Origin of the sequence: Spiroplasma endosymbiont of Virgichneumon dumeticola (genome assembly GCF_964264745.1) — a bacterium.
GTDB lineage: Bacteria > Bacillota_I > Bacilli_A > Mycoplasmatales > VBWQ01 > Spiroplasma_E.
Map to the genome: position 1 here is coordinate 1,322,485 of NZ_OZ183478.1, position 19,687 is coordinate 1,342,171.

19 protein-coding genes and 1 tRNA gene are annotated in these 19,687 nt (G+C 29.2%); 2 read left to right on the forward strand and 18 right to left on the reverse strand.

The features are described from left to right. Nucleotides 1-165: 165 nt before the first annotated feature. The 3 genes from ACFEL4_RS08410 to ACFEL4_RS08420 all read right to left on the reverse strand — a co-directional run bounded on the left by ACFEL4_RS08410 (nt 166) and on the right by ACFEL4_RS08420 (nt 1,705). A complete protein-coding gene (locus ACFEL4_RS08410; protein ID WP_375317387.1) occupies nt 166-522 on the reverse strand; it encodes an MG284/MPN403 family protein in 357 nt (118 codons plus the stop codon). 362 nt (nt 523-884) lie between these two features. Beyond that, nucleotides 885-1,274 carry an IS1595 family transposase gene (locus ACFEL4_RS08415; RefSeq protein WP_375317388.1) on the reverse strand — a complete coding sequence of 130 codons (390 nt, stop codon included), beginning with the start codon at nt 1,272-1,274 and terminating at the stop codon, nt 885-887. After that, entirely contained in the window at nt 1,169-1,705 is a 537-nt protein-coding gene (locus ACFEL4_RS08420) for a hypothetical protein (RefSeq protein WP_375317389.1), read from the reverse strand. The genes ACFEL4_RS08415 and ACFEL4_RS08420 overlap by 106 nt, the downstream gene beginning before the upstream one ends. On the opposite strand from ACFEL4_RS08420, the gene ACFEL4_RS08425 reads away from it, so the two are divergent. Then, complete coding sequence (locus tag ACFEL4_RS08425; RefSeq protein WP_375317390.1) at nt 1,686-1,889, forward strand: hypothetical protein; 204 nt, start codon at nt 1,686-1,688, stop codon at nt 1,887-1,889. The two genes, ACFEL4_RS08420 and ACFEL4_RS08425, sit on opposite strands and share 20 nt — an antisense overlap. Before the next feature lie 178 nt (nt 1,890-2,067). On the opposite strand, the gene proS is transcribed toward ACFEL4_RS08425, so the two are convergent. The 10 genes from proS to ACFEL4_RS08475 form a co-directional block, all read right to left on the reverse strand. Further along, nucleotides 2,068-3,528, reverse strand: a complete 1,461-nt coding sequence (gene proS / locus ACFEL4_RS08430) for a proline--tRNA ligase (RefSeq protein ID WP_375317391.1) — start codon at nt 3,526-3,528, stop codon at nt 2,068-2,070. A 7-nt stretch (nt 3,529-3,535) separates the two neighbouring features. Beyond that, nucleotides 3,536-5,320: a hypothetical protein gene (locus tag ACFEL4_RS08435; protein ID WP_375317392.1), complete on the reverse strand. Its 1,785-nt coding sequence runs from the start codon at nt 5,318-5,320 to the stop codon at nt 3,536-3,538. A 15-nt stretch (nt 5,321-5,335) separates the two neighbouring features. After that, a complete protein-coding gene (locus tag ACFEL4_RS08440; RefSeq protein WP_308150186.1) occupies nt 5,336-6,034 on the reverse strand; it encodes an acetyltransferase in 699 nt (232 codons plus the stop codon). 48 nt (nt 6,035-6,082) lie between these two features. After that, on the reverse strand, nt 6,083-7,606 hold the full coding sequence (gene cls / locus ACFEL4_RS08445; RefSeq protein WP_375317393.1) for a cardiolipin synthase: 1,524 nt from the start codon (nt 7,604-7,606) through the stop codon (nt 6,083-6,085). Nucleotides 7,607-7,718: 112 nt separating this feature from the next. After that, nucleotides 7,719-7,809: transfer RNA gene (locus tag ACFEL4_RS08450), tRNA-Ser, on the reverse strand. Between the two features lie 168 nt (nt 7,810-7,977). After that, nucleotides 7,978-8,568: a dephospho-CoA kinase gene (gene coaE, locus ACFEL4_RS08455; protein ID WP_375317394.1), complete on the reverse strand. Its 591-nt coding sequence runs from the start codon at nt 8,566-8,568 to the stop codon at nt 7,978-7,980. Between the two features lie 13 nt (nt 8,569-8,581). Continuing rightward, nucleotides 8,582-9,520, reverse strand: coding sequence for a tRNA (adenosine(37)-N6)-threonylcarbamoyltransferase complex transferase subunit TsaD (gene tsaD, locus ACFEL4_RS08460; RefSeq protein ID WP_375317395.1), 939 nt, complete (start codon nt 9,518-9,520; stop codon nt 8,582-8,584). Continuing rightward, nucleotides 9,495-10,322 carry a purine-nucleoside phosphorylase gene (locus ACFEL4_RS08465; RefSeq protein WP_375317396.1) on the reverse strand — a complete coding sequence of 276 codons (828 nt, stop codon included), beginning with the start codon at nt 10,320-10,322 and terminating at the stop codon, nt 9,495-9,497. The genes tsaD and ACFEL4_RS08465 overlap by 26 nt, the downstream gene beginning before the upstream one ends. 335 nt (nt 10,323-10,657) lie before the next feature. After that, the gene (locus ACFEL4_RS08470) at nt 10,658-11,047 is read right to left on the reverse strand and encodes an IS1595 family transposase (protein ID WP_375316929.1); all 390 of its coding nucleotides are present in this window, start codon (nt 11,045-11,047) and stop codon (nt 10,658-10,660) included. Beyond that, a complete protein-coding gene (locus ACFEL4_RS08475) occupies nt 10,942-11,478 on the reverse strand; it encodes a hypothetical protein (protein WP_375317397.1) in 537 nt (178 codons plus the stop codon). The genes ACFEL4_RS08470 and ACFEL4_RS08475 overlap by 106 nt, the downstream gene beginning before the upstream one ends. Here ACFEL4_RS08475 and ACFEL4_RS08480 point away from each other — a divergent pair. After that, the gene (locus ACFEL4_RS08480) at nt 11,478-11,813 is read left to right on the forward strand and encodes a hypothetical protein (RefSeq protein WP_375317398.1); all 336 of its coding nucleotides are present in this window, start codon (nt 11,478-11,480) and stop codon (nt 11,811-11,813) included. The two genes, ACFEL4_RS08475 and ACFEL4_RS08480, sit on opposite strands and share 1 nt — an antisense overlap. 132 nt (nt 11,814-11,945) lie before the next feature. Here ACFEL4_RS08480 and ACFEL4_RS08485 read toward each other — a convergent pair whose 3' ends face one another. From ACFEL4_RS08485 to ACFEL4_RS08505, 5 genes are all read right to left on the reverse strand, one after another. Beyond that, nucleotides 11,946-12,860: an ABC transporter permease gene (locus tag ACFEL4_RS08485; protein WP_375317399.1), complete on the reverse strand. Its 915-nt coding sequence runs from the start codon at nt 12,858-12,860 to the stop codon at nt 11,946-11,948. Next, nucleotides 12,860-14,881 carry an ABC transporter permease subunit gene (locus ACFEL4_RS08490; RefSeq protein ID WP_375317400.1) on the reverse strand — a complete coding sequence of 674 codons (2,022 nt, stop codon included), beginning with the start codon at nt 14,879-14,881 and terminating at the stop codon, nt 12,860-12,862. Before ACFEL4_RS08490 ends, ACFEL4_RS08485 begins: the two co-directional genes overlap by 1 nt. 172 nt (nt 14,882-15,053) lie before the next feature. Further along, nucleotides 15,054-16,583, reverse strand: coding sequence for an ABC transporter ATP-binding protein (locus ACFEL4_RS08495; RefSeq protein ID WP_375318378.1), 1,530 nt, complete (start codon nt 16,581-16,583; stop codon nt 15,054-15,056). 60 nt (nt 16,584-16,643) lie between these two features. Beyond that, nucleotides 16,644-17,945, reverse strand: coding sequence for a BMP family ABC transporter substrate-binding protein (locus tag ACFEL4_RS08500; RefSeq protein ID WP_375317401.1), 1,302 nt, complete (start codon nt 17,943-17,945; stop codon nt 16,644-16,646). A gap of 351 nt (nt 17,946-18,296) precedes the next feature. Continuing rightward, a complete protein-coding gene (locus ACFEL4_RS08505) occupies nt 18,297-19,631 on the reverse strand; it encodes a BMP family ABC transporter substrate-binding protein (protein WP_375317402.1) in 1,335 nt (444 codons plus the stop codon). Nucleotides 19,632-19,687: the final 56 nt, after the last annotated feature.

The following is a 19,687-nucleotide window of genomic DNA, read 5'->3' on the forward strand; positions in this document are numbered from 1 at the left end:
ATTAGTAATGGGAAACCCCACAACCCTAAAAGTTGGTATTAAAAATATTTGATTTACTAATCGTGAATCATCCCATTTAGTTGTTTCTTTAAGATTAATTTTTTTGCTCTAAAAAACTACTTTTATTTAATAAATCAACATGATTGTAATCCATTACCACACCACCTAAACCAAATATAAATATAAAAAACGATTAATAGCAGTTTTTTGTAGTTTTTCATATTCATGGGGATGATAATGGTTTTTTCATCAATTTTTATTAGACTTAGTTAGAAATGTTCTAACAATATAACTGTATTCATTTTTTGGAAGTAACGCCAAAACTGTATCAACAATTTTAACATGTTTTTCATAATTTTTTAAATTAACAGTTGTTACTTTCTCTTTAGCATAATCAACAGATGTTTCTTGAATAATACCTGTTTGATTAAAATTATTAGTTTCTAATGCTTTCTTAGTTTGAGTATATTTCATAAAAATAGCTGCGACCACTCTTTGATCAATACTTGTTTGTTCTTTCATTATTATCACCTCAATAATAACTAATGATAAAACTTAAAATTTCCTTTTTAAAATTTTTTATTTGGTTAAGTCTAAGATTGTGTGTAAATTTAAAAAAGTAATAAAAAATGAGCCATATACCCCTCCTTATCAAATATAATTAGTTTGAAAATAAAAACTAGATAGGAAGAGAAATATATGACTCCATTAAATTTTACAATAGATTCTGAAATAATTAGAAAATTTATTTCAAAAGAGACTAAAAATGAAGGCATAAGATTGCTTATTGAATTATTTTAGGCTTTTCTCCCTTTATGTACTATTTTTAAATTTTATCACATAAATGCTGAGAAAAGCCTATCTACGGACTTCTCCCCACATTTTTAAATTAAACATAGTATTACAGTTTCAAAACTAGGTATGTTATTGAATTTATATGCAGCTTCTTTGGCATATAAATGAATATGATGTTTTGCAACTTTGATATGTGTTTTAAATGTTCTTCGTATATGTTTTCATACTGACTCAATTTGGTTGGTATTTACACCAGTTTTTGAAACATAGCCATCTTGATGGTTAACTGTTTCATGCTTAGTGAAAACCGATTTCAAATCGCGATATCCTTTTCAAGAATCAGTATGTACATCACACTTTGAAGAAATGTGGTTTATTGCAAACTGCAAAAGATTTTTACTGTTTGCGTTTTTCAATACTTTCACAATCAGCTTGTTGGTTGTTTTTTCATAAATACCAACAATCAAGTTTTTGTTCAACAAGGATCTTCCTTGTTTTTTAAACCCATATGTGAAAGATACATTTCATCCATTTGCACTATGCCCTCAACAATGAATTGAGGTTCTTGTTTAGCAATGGAACTTCGGATTTTATGACCCATTCTTCAAGCTGTTTTCAAGGTCACTCCCAATTCTTTTGCAACATCAGTTGATGGAATTCCATGTTTGGTTTTTATTCATCTAAAGATGAGATAAAACCAAGATATTAAAGGTGTTTGTGACTTTGAAAATATAGTGCCCGTGAGAATACTGAATGTTTGATGACATTTCAAACATCTCATTTTTCTTAAATTAGAAGTATTCAAATTAAAACTAGAACACCTAATACATTTGCTTTGTTTCAAACTTGCTATATATGCAAGACATTGTTTTTCAGTTTGAAAAGTATTATTGAACTCATTCAATTTCATTGTTTCCTCCACAAGTACATGTGGGGAGAAGTCCGTTAATTTTTTGTTTAAAACTTTTTTGTCATTTCATAAAATACTTCTAATGGCGTTTTATAACCTATTTTTTTTCTTGGTCTGTTATTTAGTCGTTCAAATTAACTATAGTTGTATTTTGGTGGAAAATCATTTAAGTCAAATTTTTTAAGTAAGTATTCTCTAATAAACTTGTTAGCATGTTCAATAGTGGGTTTTTCTCAAGGAGTACCTGGTCTTACAAAATAAACTAGAATATTATTTTTTTCTTCTTCTAATAATTTTCCAATAAGCAAATTCGACATATTTTCTGACTTTTACCAAAATTTTTTAGTAGTTTTTAATTTTATTTAATAAGCACGAGCAAAATAAGTTCAAGCACTATAAGGCATATTACATTTAAAACAATTACTTGGTGCTTTATATACTTCTAAGGGAATACATCTTGAAACAGTAGATGTTAATTCCTTAACTTCTTTTTCACAAATCACTTGATTACAAAAGGGAACAATAAAAAAACCTTTATGGATTTTTACTAATTTTTTATATTCATCAAAAGTTATAATTTCTTTTAAATTATTTTTTAAATTAGATGCTGATTTAGTTAATAATTCCTGATTCATAGTAACAAACAAATTATTAATTGCCTTTATAACTTGTTTTTCATCATCAAAGTTAATAAGTGTTTCACTTAAGTTATGACGTAAAACTAGTTTAATTTGGTTATTTTCAATTTCTTTAGTTCCAATTTCAATTGATAAAGGAATACCTTTAATTTGACTCTCACTTTTTTTAAAAGAAAAACTTTTATCATCATTATTTACTAAGACTTTAAAATGTGATTTTAAATAATTATTAACTTGTTGGACAACTTTTTGAACCATTTCATTTTTTGGTGATAAATTTAAAATCATAATTTGCGTGGGAGCAATGGTAGGTGGTAATACTAAACCTAAATCATCACTATGTGACATAATCAAAGCACCAATTAATCTTGTTGATACCCCTCATGATGTTTGATAAGCTAATTCTTGTTTATTATCTTTATTAGTAAACTTAATATCAAAGACTTTGGCAAAACCTTGACCAAAATAATGACTCGTTCCTGCTTGTAATGCTTGTCCATCTTGCATCATACTCTCAATAGTATAGGTAGTTTTAGCGCCGGCAAAACGTTCATAAACGCTCTTCTCTCCAACAATAACTTTAATAGCTAAGTGTTGTTCAACAAACTTAGCATATAATTTAATCATTGCTAGCGTAAGCGCTTGTGCTTCATCAGCATTGTTATGAATAGTGTGTCCTTCCTGTCATAAGAATTCACTAGTTCTTAAAAAAGGGCGAGTATTTTTTTCTCAGCGAATAACACTACATCATTGATTGTAAATTAGTGGGAGTTGTTTGTAACTACTAATAATTTTGGAAAAGTGACGACAAAATAAAACTTCTGATGTCGGACGAATAATAAATGACTCTGGTAAAACAACATCACCAACTTTAGTAACTGTGGCACATTCAGGAGCAAAGCCCTCAATATGGTCTTTTTCCACTTGAAAAGCTTTTTGACTAATTAACATTGGTAACATCACATTTTCAACATTTAATTTCCGAAATTCTTGATTAAGAATTGTTTGGATATTTTCTCATAAGGCATAACCACGAGGACGAAAAATGATAGTTCCGGCAGCACTGCCATTTTCAGCACCATAATCACAAAGTTCACCTTGCTTAATGACATCAGTATATCATTTAGCAAAATCAGTATCTCGTGGTGTAATATTTTTATTTAATTTTAAAGCATGGGTTTTCATAATTTTTTTATTCACCTTTCATAGATTGACTTTTATGTCATTTTCAATAGTTTGGATAATTTAAAGCATCCAACGCTTTATTTGCTTGTTCTGATTCTAATATTTTTCCTAGTAAATAATCAACTTTTAATGACTTTAAAACAATAATTTCAGGAACATTAATTAATCCTCGTGCTAAAATATTCTTAATACCTAAGATGTTTAGGTAATGAATACAAATAATAACATCAATGTATTTGCTAAAACTAAATGTTACTTGTTCTAGTAAATTAGATGTTAACACAACATAATCTGGTTTAAAATGGTTAATTAATTTAAAATTATCGATATGAAGTAAATCATGAGTAAAACTAATTTTAATTTTATTACTACGAATGGCTTTGATAATAGGGTCATATTTATTTCAACTGTTGATTTCACCAATATCTTGGAAATCGAAAATTAAATCACAATTTTCAAATAAACTTTTACGTTTATTAACAATGGAAATAATTTTTGTTAAAATTGTTTTATCTTGTAATTCAACTAAACTAATAGGGATAATTAGATTTTTGTTTTGTTTTAGTTTGACAAATTTTTCTAATGATTCAATGAATAATGGTTCACTAACTTTTCATCATAAACCAGAATCTTGAATGTTACGCATTAAAACTAAATATGAATCATAATAAGAATTTTTTACTAGATTTCATCAAGCATAATAACAGTTAGGTTCATTGGAATTATCACTTTTAAAAACGGGTCTAATACTAACATTTAACATTTTTTCCATTTGTTCTGATTGTAACACAGAATAATGATTGAAGTCAGGAAAATTATTAATATCATTACTTCGCAATTTAATTTCAATTAAATCATTTTTTTGAACTGTTTCTAATTGATTTTTATCAATAATTTGATTGTACAAAATATAGACATTAGAACTTTCACTTTTAGCATTAGCATATATGCACAAGACTTGCGTTTGAATTTGTAAATAACTACTTTTTTCTACTAAATTACGTTTGATATAAGCATTTAATTGTTTTTGAAAACGATACAAGTTAATCCGTTTATTGCGGGAATAAATTAGAAATTGACCATCGTAATAACGACAAATAATACTATTATCTAAACCTAAAGTTATTTTACTATAATATGAAATTAATAGTTCCATTCGTTCAATATTATTAACTGTTAAAATATTTTCTAACGCTAAGTAATTTTTAATTTTAATCAGTATCATATATTCGAATTGACTAGTTGATTTTTTGCTATATTTTTTTTGACTAAAATTATCTAAAACGCTTTGCACAAAGCTAGCTTTAACTACTGTTAATTCGCTTTGTTGTAAAACAATGGCTTGCGAAATAGCAAACCGATTATAACGAATATTACTTTGCATTTGACCATACAGAATTTTACTACTATTATCAAAATAATGAACTGATAAATCGTAAATAATAATTTTATTATGTAATTGAAAAGAAACAGAAAAATGACAAGGTTCAAATGGAATTTTGTTTACTAGCAAATCTTGAATAAAAATTTCAATTTCTACTTTTGTTTTTCTATTAATCATTGCTTTAAAAACGAATAATGAGATTCGTTTTTTACGGTTTAAAACTTCTAAACGGTCAGAAAAAGTAATAATTTCATTTTTTAAGTCAATTTTTAATGGTACTAAACTTAATAAATCGCCGTGAATAATATTGTAATATTGATTGTTACGATGATTTAAATGGACAAACAAAACAATAATGACGGTAATAAAGGGAAGTAAACTAATAATAACTATGGCAGATCAATTCATTTGCTTTTTCCTCCTTTAATCGTTACCAGAAATAATATTACCGTTATTACCTTGATAAAGTTTTAGTTTTAAGTTTTGATTGTCAATATAAATTTTTGCTAAACGAAACATTTTACGATCTTTTACTAAGATTCAATCAATCGCAGTAGCGGGAATAGTTTCATAAATTTGAATCCGATTAGTATCAGGATTTAATCCTCAATCTTTCGAAGTGTTTTGAAATAATTTATGAACATCAACGGAAACAATAGCAATTTTATTGACATCAACATTTTGTTCAGCACATCATTTTCAAAAGAAATGACGAGTTGAATTTCCAAGTTCTAATTCTAAATAAGTAGAGTGTTCTAAATAAGTTCAAACCGTATATTCTTGCTTTGGTAATAACTTAATTTTTTCAGTAGGGCGAATTCCTTGTTCTAAAATTAACGGAATATTATTAATATCAGTATAAAAAAAACAATTAAAGACATCTTTGTTTTCTAGGTGTTTAATAATTTGAATAGTTGGTCTTCGCCGAAAATTTAAAAAAACATTATTACGTTTTTTATTAGCAGGGGTAGTTTCAGATTGTGATTTGTTCTTAAATTTAAATTTATCAAAAAAAGAATGCTTTTCCTCTTTTGGTTCTGGTAAATGCGAAATCTCTAAATCTGGTTGATTTTCATCGCTAAAGTATTCTTTAATTTTTTTAATTCTACGTTTTCAACCCATATTGCAACGACCGCCTTAAAAATACTAATGTAATTATACTAAATTTTATTAAAACAATGGTGCTAAAATGCGAAAAAGGAGTAAAAATACACGGCGATAAAAAGCACTTCGTTCCATTAAAGGATTGATTTTAATCAAAGTAGAATGGGTAAAATCTTTTTCAAATTGTTTTTTTAAATCGTTATTAGTTTTTTTATCATAGACTAATACTAATGTCTGATGGTCAGAATAAAGACTACGATAATCAAGATTAGTAGAACCAATAATAGTAATATGTTCATCAAAGATACCACTTTTAGAGTGATTGAAAACACTGTTATATTCATAAATTTTAACTCCTGCCTCAATTAATGAATCATAATATGTGCGTGACATATCTAATGACAAACATTTATCAGTAATTCCTGGCAATGTTAAACGCACATCAACTCCTGAGTAAGCACTATTACGTAAGGCTGTTATTAAGTCACTCGTTGGAATTAAATAAGGAGTACTAATTCAAACGCGAGCTTTAGCACAACTAATAAACTTAATAAACAAATCTTTTTGAATCGTTTCTTTGGTAACAGGACCATCATCAATGACTTGGACAATAATATTATTTTTTATTTTTACTTTCGGATTTTTAACAGCAATATCAATAATATCTCCAGTAATAAAATGTCAATCTTGACGGAAAATTAAATCAATGGATTTAACAGCTTCACCAACAATTCGAATGTGAGTATCACGTCAAAACCCATATTTAGCTGATAAATGAATATAATTATCGCTTAAATTAATGCCACCAGCATAACCAATCGTACCATCAATAACAATATCTTTCCGATGGTTACGAAAATTATAAGTACCAGTCATAAAAGGTAAACGCACAGGTGAAAATTTATGAAAATGAATTCCCATTTTTTTTATTTTTCAAATTTTATATTTTGACAAACTAAAATACGAACCAACCGCATCATAAATAATATAAATTTTAATACCAGCAACAATTCGCTCTTTTAAAATTTCTAGCATTACTTCTAATAACTCACCTTCGCCAATAATAAAATAGTTAATAAAAATATAAGTTTTAGCCTTACTTAAATCTTCAAATAATTGACTAAATTTCTTAGGACCATTACTTAAGATTTGAACATTGGTATTTTTATAAAAAGGGCGATGAGAAATTCTGGTTGTATAACGAAATAAATCAAGCATATCACTATCTAAATTTGAATTTTCTTGATTTAAATTTGTTTTAGAAAAAGTTCAATCTTCTTGTTCGTAAAAATAGTTGTTAACTTTTAAATATGCTTTTTGTTTTTTACGATAACGATAGGGACGACCAAAAGTTCAATATAAGAAAATTCCTAAAATTGGTAAGCACAAAGTAACCATAATCCATGATAATTTAACGCTTTCCACGCGATTAGTAATAAAAATAATAATGCCCGTTAAAATGGTAGCACTAATAATTATTATTAAAAATATTAATGAATAAGCAACATAGTTAAATACTAAAAGCACAAAACTAGAAATGAAAGCAATATATAAAACTAATGATAAAAATAAATTTACTCGTTTACGCATGAATAGTTTTTCTCCTAATTTAAATTTAGTTTTGATTAACTCAATTATAACTAATTATTATTAACTTTATTCAATAAAATAAAAAAAGCAATTTCTGCTTTTTTAAATATAATGGTGGAATGGGAGAGATTCGAACTCTCGCGACAGTTTCCCGTCCTAACTGATTAGCAATCAGTCCTCTTCAGCCTCTTGAGTACCACTCCGAATTAAGTTACTGTAATTATTTTTTACAACTAATATTATAACTTTAATTTTTATAAATACTATGCCTTTTTAAAAATTTTTTAATTAATTGCTTATTTTTTATTAAACTGACATATATAATATTTTAAAAATAGAACTAGATGGTTAGTTTAAACTAACCATCTGCTTTATTTACCTACTATTAATTTTTTTTCAATTCTTTGTAATTGTCTAATTAAATCATTAATAGTACCATTATTTTTAATGATATAGTCAATATCTTTATTTAAAATTAAATATTTTTTTTGTTGACTTAATAACGCAATAACTTGCAAATCATTAACATTATCTCGTGTTTTTACTCTATGGACTTTTTTATCTTCTTCTGCTTCAATTAATAACACTTTATCTACCAAAACATTAAGATTAGCATTAAATAAGACAGCACAATCAATAACAATTAGTGATTGTTGACATTTATTACGTTCAATATCAGTTTTAATAATATTAATCATGGTTGGTCAAATAATTTGTTCTAATTTTCGTAAAATTTCAGGATTTTGAAAAGCTTCTTGTCGTAATTTTTTTTTATCAATATTTTTATCACTATTAAGAAAATGATTACCCAATTCATTAATTAATGCAATTTTTGTTTCTTTTAATGAGTAAATATGGTGTACAATCTTATCAACAGATATAACATACGCGCCCATACTTTGAAAAAATTCCGTGGCAGTGGTTTTACCTACGCCCGCTTCTCCGACAATTCCAATAATCATATTTTTTTCACCTTTACTTGTTTTCGATTTGATAACTAGCGACCATTCCGATCATTGCTGCATTATCAGTACAATATTCTAATTTAGGAACAATAATTTTTAAATTAGAATATTTCATTTTTAATTTTAATACTGCACTTCTCAAACCTTTGTTAGCACTAACGCCACCAGCTAAAACCAAAGTTTTAGGATGATATGTGTTAATAGCTAATTCAATTTTATTAATTAAAACTTGAACTACTGTGGTTTGAAAAGAAGTAGCAAAATTATTAACTTGAATATGTTCTTTTTCTTTGTCTATAAGGTTGGCACAAGCTGATTTTAAGCCACTAAAACTAAAATCTAAAGTATTATCATTTTTTGGTAATGGTAATTTATAAGTTACTATTCCCTTTTGAGCAAGCACATCAATTTCAGGTCCACCAGGATATGGTAAACCAAGCATTCGTGCTACTTTATCATAGCATTCACCAACAGCATCATCTAGTGTTTGACCAAGTACTTTAAACTGCAAATGTTTTTCTGCTAACATTAATTGGGTATGACCACCACTAACTAATAATCCTAAAACTGGAAATGTTCACGTATCTTCAATTAAAGAAGCATATAAATGACCATCTAAATGATTGCATGGTAGCAATGGTTTTTCTAAATATAAAGCAATGGTTTGGGCAATAATTTTACCAACATGTAAACAACTAACAAGGCCTGGGGTATTAGTATAAGCGACATAGTCAATGTCTGATAGTTTAATTTTGGCTTTTGTAATTGCTGTTTGCAAAACTGTGGGAATGTTTTCGCTATGTTCTCTGGCTGCTAATTCAGGAACAACACCACCATATTTTTGATGAAGTTTGATTTGTGAAGCAATAATGTTACTTAAGACTTTTTTATCTTTGATAATAGCAACACTAGTTTCATCACAACTAGTCTCAATTGCTAAGATTATCATCAATTTCCTCTTCTACATAATGAGCAATGGCAGATTCCAATGCTAGTATCATCATTTTTCGGAAACTAGTTTCACGGAAATCAGCAGAAATTGATTCACCTGTCACAAAAGAATCGGAAATCGTTAATAAACAAGCAGCATTTTTCTTTAAATGTTTAGCATTAGCAAATAAAGCAAAAGATTCCATTTCCACTGCTAAACATTTACTAATCATCGGGTCTTCATGACGATCATCTTGGTCGGCACGATAAAAAATATCACTTGAGTGTATTAATCCATTTTTTAAATTAAGTTTTTCTGTTAATAAACAATCAACGGCTTTGATTTTGTGATTGTTGAAATTAGCATCAATAGTTTTAGCAGTTTTATTAATTGTTTCATAAATAGTGCCGACAGCTGAGATTTGGTTTTCATCAATGTTAGCAGCATACTTAGCAAATGTTGATTCGCTGTAAGCTTTAGTAGCGTTAATAATGTCATAAACTTTAATATCTTTTTGATATGCTCCGGCACTTCCTACTCTAATAATACAATCAACTTCATAAAACTTGTACAATTCATATGAGTAAATACCAATTGAAGGCATTCCCATACCACTAGCTGCAATCGTAATATTATGACCTTTATATTTTCCAGTGAACATTAACATATTACGAACACTATTTACTTTGGTTCAACCTTGTAAAAAGTTAGTGGCGATGTATTTAGCACGTAATGGGTCACCCGGCATAATTACCACTTTGGCAATTTGTCCTGTTTCTGCTTTAATATGGGGGGTTGGTGTTGTTTTAGTTGTTTTCATAGACTCTCCTTTTATTTATTAAACATCCTACTTATTATAATATATAGTTCTATTTCTAACAAATTTATTATTTTAAAATGATTTTAATAGGTTTTGGGTTTGTGATAATTAAAAGATAACAACACACATTTTATTGTATTTTTTTGCTTTATCCATTTAAAATAGTAGCAGTGAAACTATATATCATTCTTATTTACTAAGAAGGAAAAGAGTAGGAGGAAACAGTAATGCCTAACCTAGGATACAATGATTTATCAGTTAATGATACAATAGTTGTTGAATTTAAGAATAAGAAACGTTTACCTAATAAACTTGAAAGTAAAAATCCAAGATTTTTAAATTAAACATAGCATTACAGTTTCAAAACTAGGTATGTTGTTGAATTTATATGCAGCTTCTTTTGCATATAAATGAATATGATGTTTTGCAACTTTGATATGTGTTTTAAATGTTCTTCGTATATGTTTTCATACTGACTCAATTTGGTTGGTATTTACACCAGTTTTTGAAACATAGCCATCTTGATGATTAACTGTTTCATGCTTAGTGAAAACCGATTTCAAATCGCGATATCCTTTTCAAGAATCAGTATGTACATCACACTTTGAAGAAATGTGGTTTATTGCAAACTGCAAAAGATTTTTACTGTTTGCGTTTTTCAATACTTTCACAATCAGATTGTTGGTTGTTTTTTCATAAATACCAACAATCAAGGTTTTGTTCAACAAGGATCTTCCTTGTTTTTTAAACCCATATGTGAAAGATACATTTCATCCATTTGCACTATGCCCTCAACAATGAATTGAGGTTCTTGTTTAGCAATGGCACTTCGGATTTTATGACCCATTCTTCAAGCTGTTTTAAAGGTCACTCCCAATTCTTTTGCAACATCAGTTGATGGAATTCCATGTTTGGTGTTTATTCATCTAAAGATGAGATAAAACCAAGATATTAAAGGTGTTTGTGACTTTGAAAATATAGTGCCCGTGAGAATACTGAATGTTTGATGACATTTCAAACATCTCATTTTTCTTAAATTAGAAGTATTCAAATTAAAACTAGAACACCTAATACATTTGCTTTGTTTCAAACTTGCTATATATGCAAGACATTGTTTTTCAGTTTGAAAAGTATTATTGAACTCATTCAATTTCATTGTTTCCTCCACAAGTACATGTGGGGAGAAGTCCGATTTTTAATACCATGATAAAAGATGCAAAAATTGTTAACAATAAAAATAAAATAGCAACCCCAGAAATAGCTTTACTAACCTCTGAACCTTGAGATCAATGAATCTTAGAACAAGAACCTGAAGCACTACCAGCACCAACAAACAATTATTTTGAAAATAGTAATGAGTTTTGTAGACAAAATAGTACTAATTCATTAACTTCACTTGTTAGTCAATCTGACAGTGAAGATAGTGGTATAGGTTCAAATTTAAATAGTCCCATTTTACCGATACTGACCCTTTTGATAAATATGCGTTAGAACTCTGTAATAAATGCTGTGATGAACCTACCGTACCACAACAAAATACAACTTTGTTAAACTTCCAATAACTTTAAAACTAATAAAGGTTAAGTATTTACAAACACTTAACCTTTATACTTTTCTTTTATCCTACCGTTTAGATTTATTAAACGGTATTCCTAACGCCTTAGGAGTTTTACTTCATCGCGATGTAAATACTAATACTAACAATGATGTTACAAATGGTAACACGCTTCATAAATCAGCATTACTAGAAACTCATGGGGCAATATTTGGTAAATATGGAATGCGAGAACCTGTCGTTTCAACAACGGCAAATAAAGCAGCACCAATCATAATTAATGGTACTCGTCATTGACCAAAGATTAGAATCGCTAAGGCAATAAAGCCATTACCACCAACCGTACCACGGAAAGTTTGACTAGCATATATCGTAAAGACACCACCAGCTAATCCTGCTAAAAAACCTGAAATTAAAACAGCAACATATCGTCTTTTAATCACATTAATACCTGCAGCATCGGCAGCATTAGGGTTTTCACCAGTGGCAATATGACGTAACCCTCACTTGGTATGTTTTAAAACAACTGCTACTACCACTAAAATAATGATTGCTAAGAATAAATATAAATTAAAGAATTCAGTAGTACCAATTTTCGGTAATGTATAGGGAATAGCGATAAATCCGTTATTACCTGGTAATTGGACAACAAAGACAGCAATCGCTGCTGCTAGAATATTAATGGCAACCCCAGAAATAATTTGATCTGATTTCAGTGTCACACAAGCAAATGCATGAAAGATGGCAAATGACATCCCAGCTAATCCTGCGATTAAGAACGCAATGATTTGTGATCAATTTCCTCATGATGAACCAATATTTTTGCCAAAAGAAGCAAACGCTAAGGCACCAATAATCATCATTCCTTCAATGCCAATGTTAACAACTCCAGCACGCTCTGAGATTAAGCCTGAAAGTGCTCCCAACACTAGCACCACAAAGATTAAACTAGAGTGCTGAATAATTATACTAATTGCATCCATTAATTGTCACCTCCTACTTCTTGAGTTTTAATTTGCATAATTGTTTTTGTTTCTTGTTTTAATAATGACTTGAATTTTTGTTGAAAGGCATTTTTTTCAAACGCTAATTTTTTCATAAACTGTTGTTTTAAAGTTGTAATACTGCTATTAATAGGAGAGATTTTTTCATTTTTTAAAATACGAATATTATCACGCAATGTTTTACAATCAGCTTTAACTTTAATTTTAAATTGGTTATTTAAATTTTTAATTTCCAATTTATTTTGTGAAGTCTTAACTTTAAGCAATGGGGCAATTGTTTTTTGTAATTGCTTTTTATCAAGATTTAATTGTCACTTATATTCTTGAATCAATTCTCTAGTTCGTGATTTTTTTAAAACATTTTTTTGTTGTTTTAGTAAAGTTAGTTCACGAATTAATTCTTGTTTGTAATTGTAAACAACATTTTCATATGTAATTTTTTCACTAATATAATTATTTAAACTTTCACCATAAATTGCTTTTTTTTGGTTTTGAAGATTGTTTCAATTTCCAATTTTACCTTTTTTTCAAATCGCATTGTATTGTTTGTGCATGTAATAGTTTAGAGATTTTTTTTCTTGTTGAATTTGTGCTCAACTAATACCAACTTTATCATTTTTAGTATTTATTAAGTCTTGTAAATCGTGGTTAACAATATTTTTTTGTTGTAAAATACTTTTTCTTAGTTGTTGTTTTGCTTTTTTAATAATTAACAATGCTTGTTGTTTTTCTTTTACAAGTTTTTCATTTTCAGCATTGTATTTAGTTGTTAAATCAGCAATTTCAAGTTTAGAAGCAACTTTTGATAATTTATTAATTTCACTTTCGTATTGTTGTTTTAATTGTTGGATTTGATTTGCTATTTCTGTTGTATTTTTTTGTTGTTCAATCATAATTTGAACATTTTCTTTTTTTAAGGTTTCAATGGCAAGTTGATTTTCCTGATTTATTTTAGTTTTCATTGTTTTAATTTGCAGATTGTATTCTTTTTTAATTTTAAAGGTATTAATAAATAATCGGTACATCTTGCCAATATGACCGTTAACAGTTTTTCGTTTATCTTTTCTAAAGACAACATTGCAATAACGAATTATGAATTTTAATGGTTCTAATCATGCTAACAATACTGCACAAGCTGCAGAATAAATAATCACACCAAAAATAATATCACCTGTTGCTGTCGGTAAAGTTAATACCGTTCCAATTGAACCACCACTTTTAATTAAACCTCATAAGAAAGCAGCGCCAACAACACCAAAAGCATTAATTTGTCCCACTAATGCAACAGCAATACTATCAAAACCAATAGTTGGTAAATCATCAGTTAAAAAACTAATTGAAGGATTTTTAGCAACATAATAGATAACTGCCATCACACCAGCTAATGCACCAGAAATAACCAATGATGTAACACAATAACGTTTACGATTAATACCTCCATAGTCAGCAGCAAAGGGATTTAATCCTACTGTTCGTACTTTATATCCAAGCGTTGTTTTCTTTAACAAGAATCAAATTGTAATAACTAAAATTCCTGCTATTAACAATGGTAAAATACAATTATATCCACCAATACTCATACTCATATGTTCATGAATAGTTGCTGTTGTGCCATGACTTGAGTCATATAAATCACTACTACGTTTGAACAATCATTTAACTAAATATCAAATTGTTCAGTTTAATAAAATTGATGTTACAACTTCGTGGACATTGAAAAACACTTTCAATAATGCTGTCAGTAAAGCAACAGCAATCGCAGTTAAGATACCAGCACCAAGCGCAAAAATAATAGCAACTGGCTGTGATAAGTCATAACGAACACCAATGGTTATTACAACTGCCCCGGCTGCTAACATTTGTCCTGCCACTCCAATGTTAAACATTCCCGAACGAAACGACACAACTAAAGCAAGTCCTGCCACAATGTATACTGCTCATCATACTAATGTATTATCTCAATTATTAGCAGGTCAACTCGTAAAAGCATATGTTAACAATAATTGAAAATAAGTTATCGCATTTTGTCCTGAGCCAATTATGACAAAACAAGCAATAATTAATCCAAAAAGAATTGCAAAGATGGAACCTTTAAACTTACTAACGCTAGATTGCATTTCACTTGATCCCATATAAAGCAGACTACGACGTTTCAAAAATCATGTTTTTTGATTAAGCATTTTTTGTTTCTCCTTTCTCTAAGGTTTGTCCTGCCATCATTAATCCAAGTGATTCACGGATCACATTTTTAGCATTGACATTACCCGTAATTTTACCAGCATGTAAAACAACAATTCTATCTGCTAACGACATAACTTCTGATAGTTCATATGAAATTAATAATACAGCGTTACCACGTGTTTTTTCTTCTAAGATTCGACCATGAATGTATTCAATTGCACCAATGTCTAATCCTCTAGTTGGTTGCGCCACAACTAGGATTTTATGTTTTCGTGTTAGTTCACGACCAACAACTGCTTTTTGTTGGTTACCACCTGATAAACCACGTGCTAGCGCAAAACCACTTTTGCTACCACGAACATCATATGTTTGAATAATACTTTGGGCATAATATTGAATTGCTTTACTACGAATTAAACCACATTTAGAAAATGGATATTGACTAATGTTTTGTAATACCATATTGTCAATAATATTGTACTCCAACACTAACCCATACTTATGACGGTCTTCAGGGATATGACTTAAACCATGTTTATACAAATTTTGAATAGAACTATGAGTCATATTTTTATTACCAAAGAAAATTTTACCTTTTTCAGGTTTAATTAAACCAGTAATAGTAGAAATTAATTCAGTTTGACCATTACCTTCTACACCAGCAATCGCCACAATTTCACCAGCTTTAACTTCGAGATTAAAATCAGAAAGTCCCATAATTTTTTTGTTGTCAATTTTACGAACAAATAAGTTTTTAACTTTTAAAGCAACCTCACCTAACTCATTACCACCAAGATTTTTTACTTCAACTAAATCTCGTCCCACCATTAAAGTAGCGATTTCTTCTTTGGTTTTAGTTGCAGCAAGAAAGTTTTCGATCACTTTTCCTAATCTAATTACTGTGACACTATCAGCAATGTGTTTAACTTCTTCTAATTTGTGACTAATAAAAATAATTGTTTTACCATCACGTTTTAGTTCTTCAATAATTGCTAGTAAACTAGTGATTTCTTGGGGTGTTAATACCGCAGTTGGTTCATCAAGAACAATGATGTCAGCGCCACGATAAAGTACTTTTAAGATTTCAACACGTTGTTGCATACCAACACTAGCATTGGCAATTTTTAAATTAGGTTTGATTTCTAATTTATATCTTTCAGAAATGGCTTTAATTTTATCTTTGGCATGTTTGTAATTAATTCACTGTCATTTAGAAATTGGTTCACTACCTAAGATAATGTTTTGAATAATCGTAAAGTTATCAACTAATTTAAAATGTTGGTGCACCATGCCAATTCCTAATCCTCCAGCGCGAATGGGCCCAGAAATTACTACTTCTTTACCATTTACTTTAATTAAACCTTTGGTTGGTTGGTATAAACCAAATAAGATTGACATTAAAGTTGACTTACCAGCGCCATTTTCACCAACTAGAGCATGAATTTCCCCTTTTTTAATTTTTAAAGAAATGTCCTTATTAGCAACAATTGTTCCTAAAAAAACTTTTGTAATGCCGTCCATTTCAACGGCATATTGTTCTTCTATTTTTTCAATATTTGTGTTCACTCTCATCACCTCTTTCTAAAATGGATTTGATGTCAGTTTAATACCATTGACTCAAAAATCTTTTTGGAAATTTAGAACTTTTTGTCAACCTAAAGATACTTTGTCAAGTAATGTTAAGATTTCAGGGTCAGTGGTAAGTGGTGTATAAATATCTTTGGTACCGTCTTTGATTGCTTTGTTAGCAGCTAATCCGGTAAATCCAGGGCCACCATTGTATTTAGCATCATCAGTGAAAGTCTTTGATGCTGTGGAATCATATGGATGGATTGGTGATTCATTAGTTCTACCGACTGATTTTCACAACATGAAGTCAATTGAACTAACAATATCTTTTTGCGCAGATGTAATAAAACGATCAGTTGATTTAGGATATTGTACTTGTTGATCGGTATCAACACCAATAATTTTACCATTACCAGACTTTAATGCTGCTAATGTGTCTTCTGTTTGTGGGCCTGCCACTGGAAAGATGATATCGGCGCCTTGCCTAATTAATGAATCATTAATGCCGCGAGAACTGTCTGAACCTTGGGTAAAGTTACCGCTGAATTGGTTACCAGAAGTAACAAAATTAATATTTGGTAATGTTGTTAAACTAAATTGGGGATTTAAAATTTTTACTCAATTTAACAACTTAATTTGTAAAGTTAGATTGGTCTTATCATTAAACAACTTAATAGCTCAATAATAACCATACATATAATTAGTAACTGATGGAATATCGGCACCACCATAAGTTGACATTTTTAAGTCCTTACCATATGCTTCATGATTTGCTGCTAATCAAATCGCACCAGCTAAGCCTGCTAGAAAACCTGATTGCTCAGCTTTATATAGTAAACCCGCTAGTTGTTTATTTTCTTTTGGTACTTCGCTATTAGGTGTATCACCATCAACAAAAACGAATTTAGTTTGATGTTTTAAAACACCATTTTGTGATTTAACTAAAGCGTCATGATGTAAGAAACCCGATGCAATAACAACTTTACTATTAATAAAAACTGCTTTATTATAAGATGTCATTAAACTATCCAACGTTGTTAATTGAGGATTATCTCATGAAACCTCAACTTTTTTATCTTTATAAAAAGGGTCTACATAGTTAGTGTGAGTTCAAACATCAAATTCCTTTTTGAATTGTATAGCACCATCGTATGAAGACTCATTAAATGAATGATCGGTAATAGTATGACCATCAGTTACTACTGTTATTCGATAAACATTAGGATCATTGAATTGATTTTGACATGCAACAATGGGTAAGATAGACATTATTGATAATGCCAAAGAGCTTAATGAAAAAAAGATTTTCCGCATTTTATTCCAATCCTCCTTTTAAATTGTACTTACTATTTATATAAAAAAAATTTAAAAAAAGAAAGTAAAAACATTACTTTCTTTTAGAATTAACCAAATTTGTTTTAGTTATATGTGTTGATGGTATGATACTAGTATTAGTTTTGTTATCCATTTTAATTGATGTAAAACAAGTAAAGGGGAATAACTTGTAATTCAAAAAATTAGGAATTAATATTCTTTTTTTATCATTACTTATCAAAAACACTGCTCTACTCCTGTAAATGGTAACTCTGCACTCTACCACTAATTAAATAGTAATCTTAATCTAATAAAAATTCAACAAAATTTAATAATATTTTTAAATTTTTATTAAAACTTTGGTTTATATTTTAGTTCTTTTTCATCAATCTTTGTTTGTCAAGCATCTTCTCATTTACTTGAATTTGGATTTGTGGCTAAATCATTTGATAGGACATTAAAAGCAGTAGTTACTTTCTGTGCTAATAATTCATATGGTGCACTAACTAAATTTTGATAAATAACATTAATAGCGTCATTGTCAGAGATTCCTGTGTATCCTTGACCTAATGCTACTTGAGGTTCTGTACCATCAAAATATTTGCTACCGTCGCTAGGAGTAACTAGCGGTGGTTTATAATCTAAATTAAATGCATATCACAATCAATTGCTAACTGAAGCGTGAATCCCTTTTAACGCTGAAGTAAGAAATGTATTTTTAGCATAATCATATTGCTTAGTTTGGTCAACATCAACACCAATTACTTTAGCATTACTATTTTTACTTGAATTTTTAATTGCTGATAGTAAGTCAATGGTTTGTGCACCTGCTACGGGCATGACAATATCTTCATGGTTACCATCAATTAATTGTGAAGTAATAGATTTAGAATCTTTAGTTCCTGATTCAAAACCACCCGTAAACTGCTTAGCAATTTTATCAAAACTAATTTTGTATTTAGAAGTAAAATCAGATGAAGACATAGGGTTAGTCTTATCTCTAAGAGCATTAACCATCTTTAATAAGTCAGGATTAGCACGATAATTATTAAAGTAATAAACACCTCAATAATATCCCATCATATAACTAACTATGGTTTGCGCTGGTAAACCCCCAAATGTTGACATTTTTAGACCATTACTATCATATGCTTCATGATTTGCTACTAATCAAATCGCACCAGCTAAGCCTGCTAGAAAACCTGATTGCTCAGCTGAGTAAGTTAAACTTGCTACATCAATAGGATTCTCTAATTGTGCATCTACCAAAATAAATCTAATTCCTAATGCTTTATAAAAATTTTGAATTTTTGGTGTTAATGCTTCTAAGTGGTGAAATCCTGCCAAAACAATCGTTTTAGCGCCGGCAAACGCTGCTAAATTGTAATTATTTTGCAAGGTTGAAACATCAGCATCACTAGAAATAATTCAGCGACAACGCATTTCTTGATTTTGTCAATTTTCATTTCCTGGGAGTTTACTAATTGTCGGACGATTTTTATTAAAGTTATCAGTGAATTCTTGCACTCCTTCTAATACTTGTTGATTGAAAGCTTTGTCAAATAAATCACCACCATCAGTAATAATTCAAACATCACCAATACTAGAAATACTACAACCAGTTAAACCTGCTGTTGAACTACTAATTAGCAGCGCTGCGCTTGCTACTCTTAAAAACGTTTTCATGACCCACTCCTTAGCTTAAAAAGTCTTAATACATAAAAATACTAATACTTAATAAA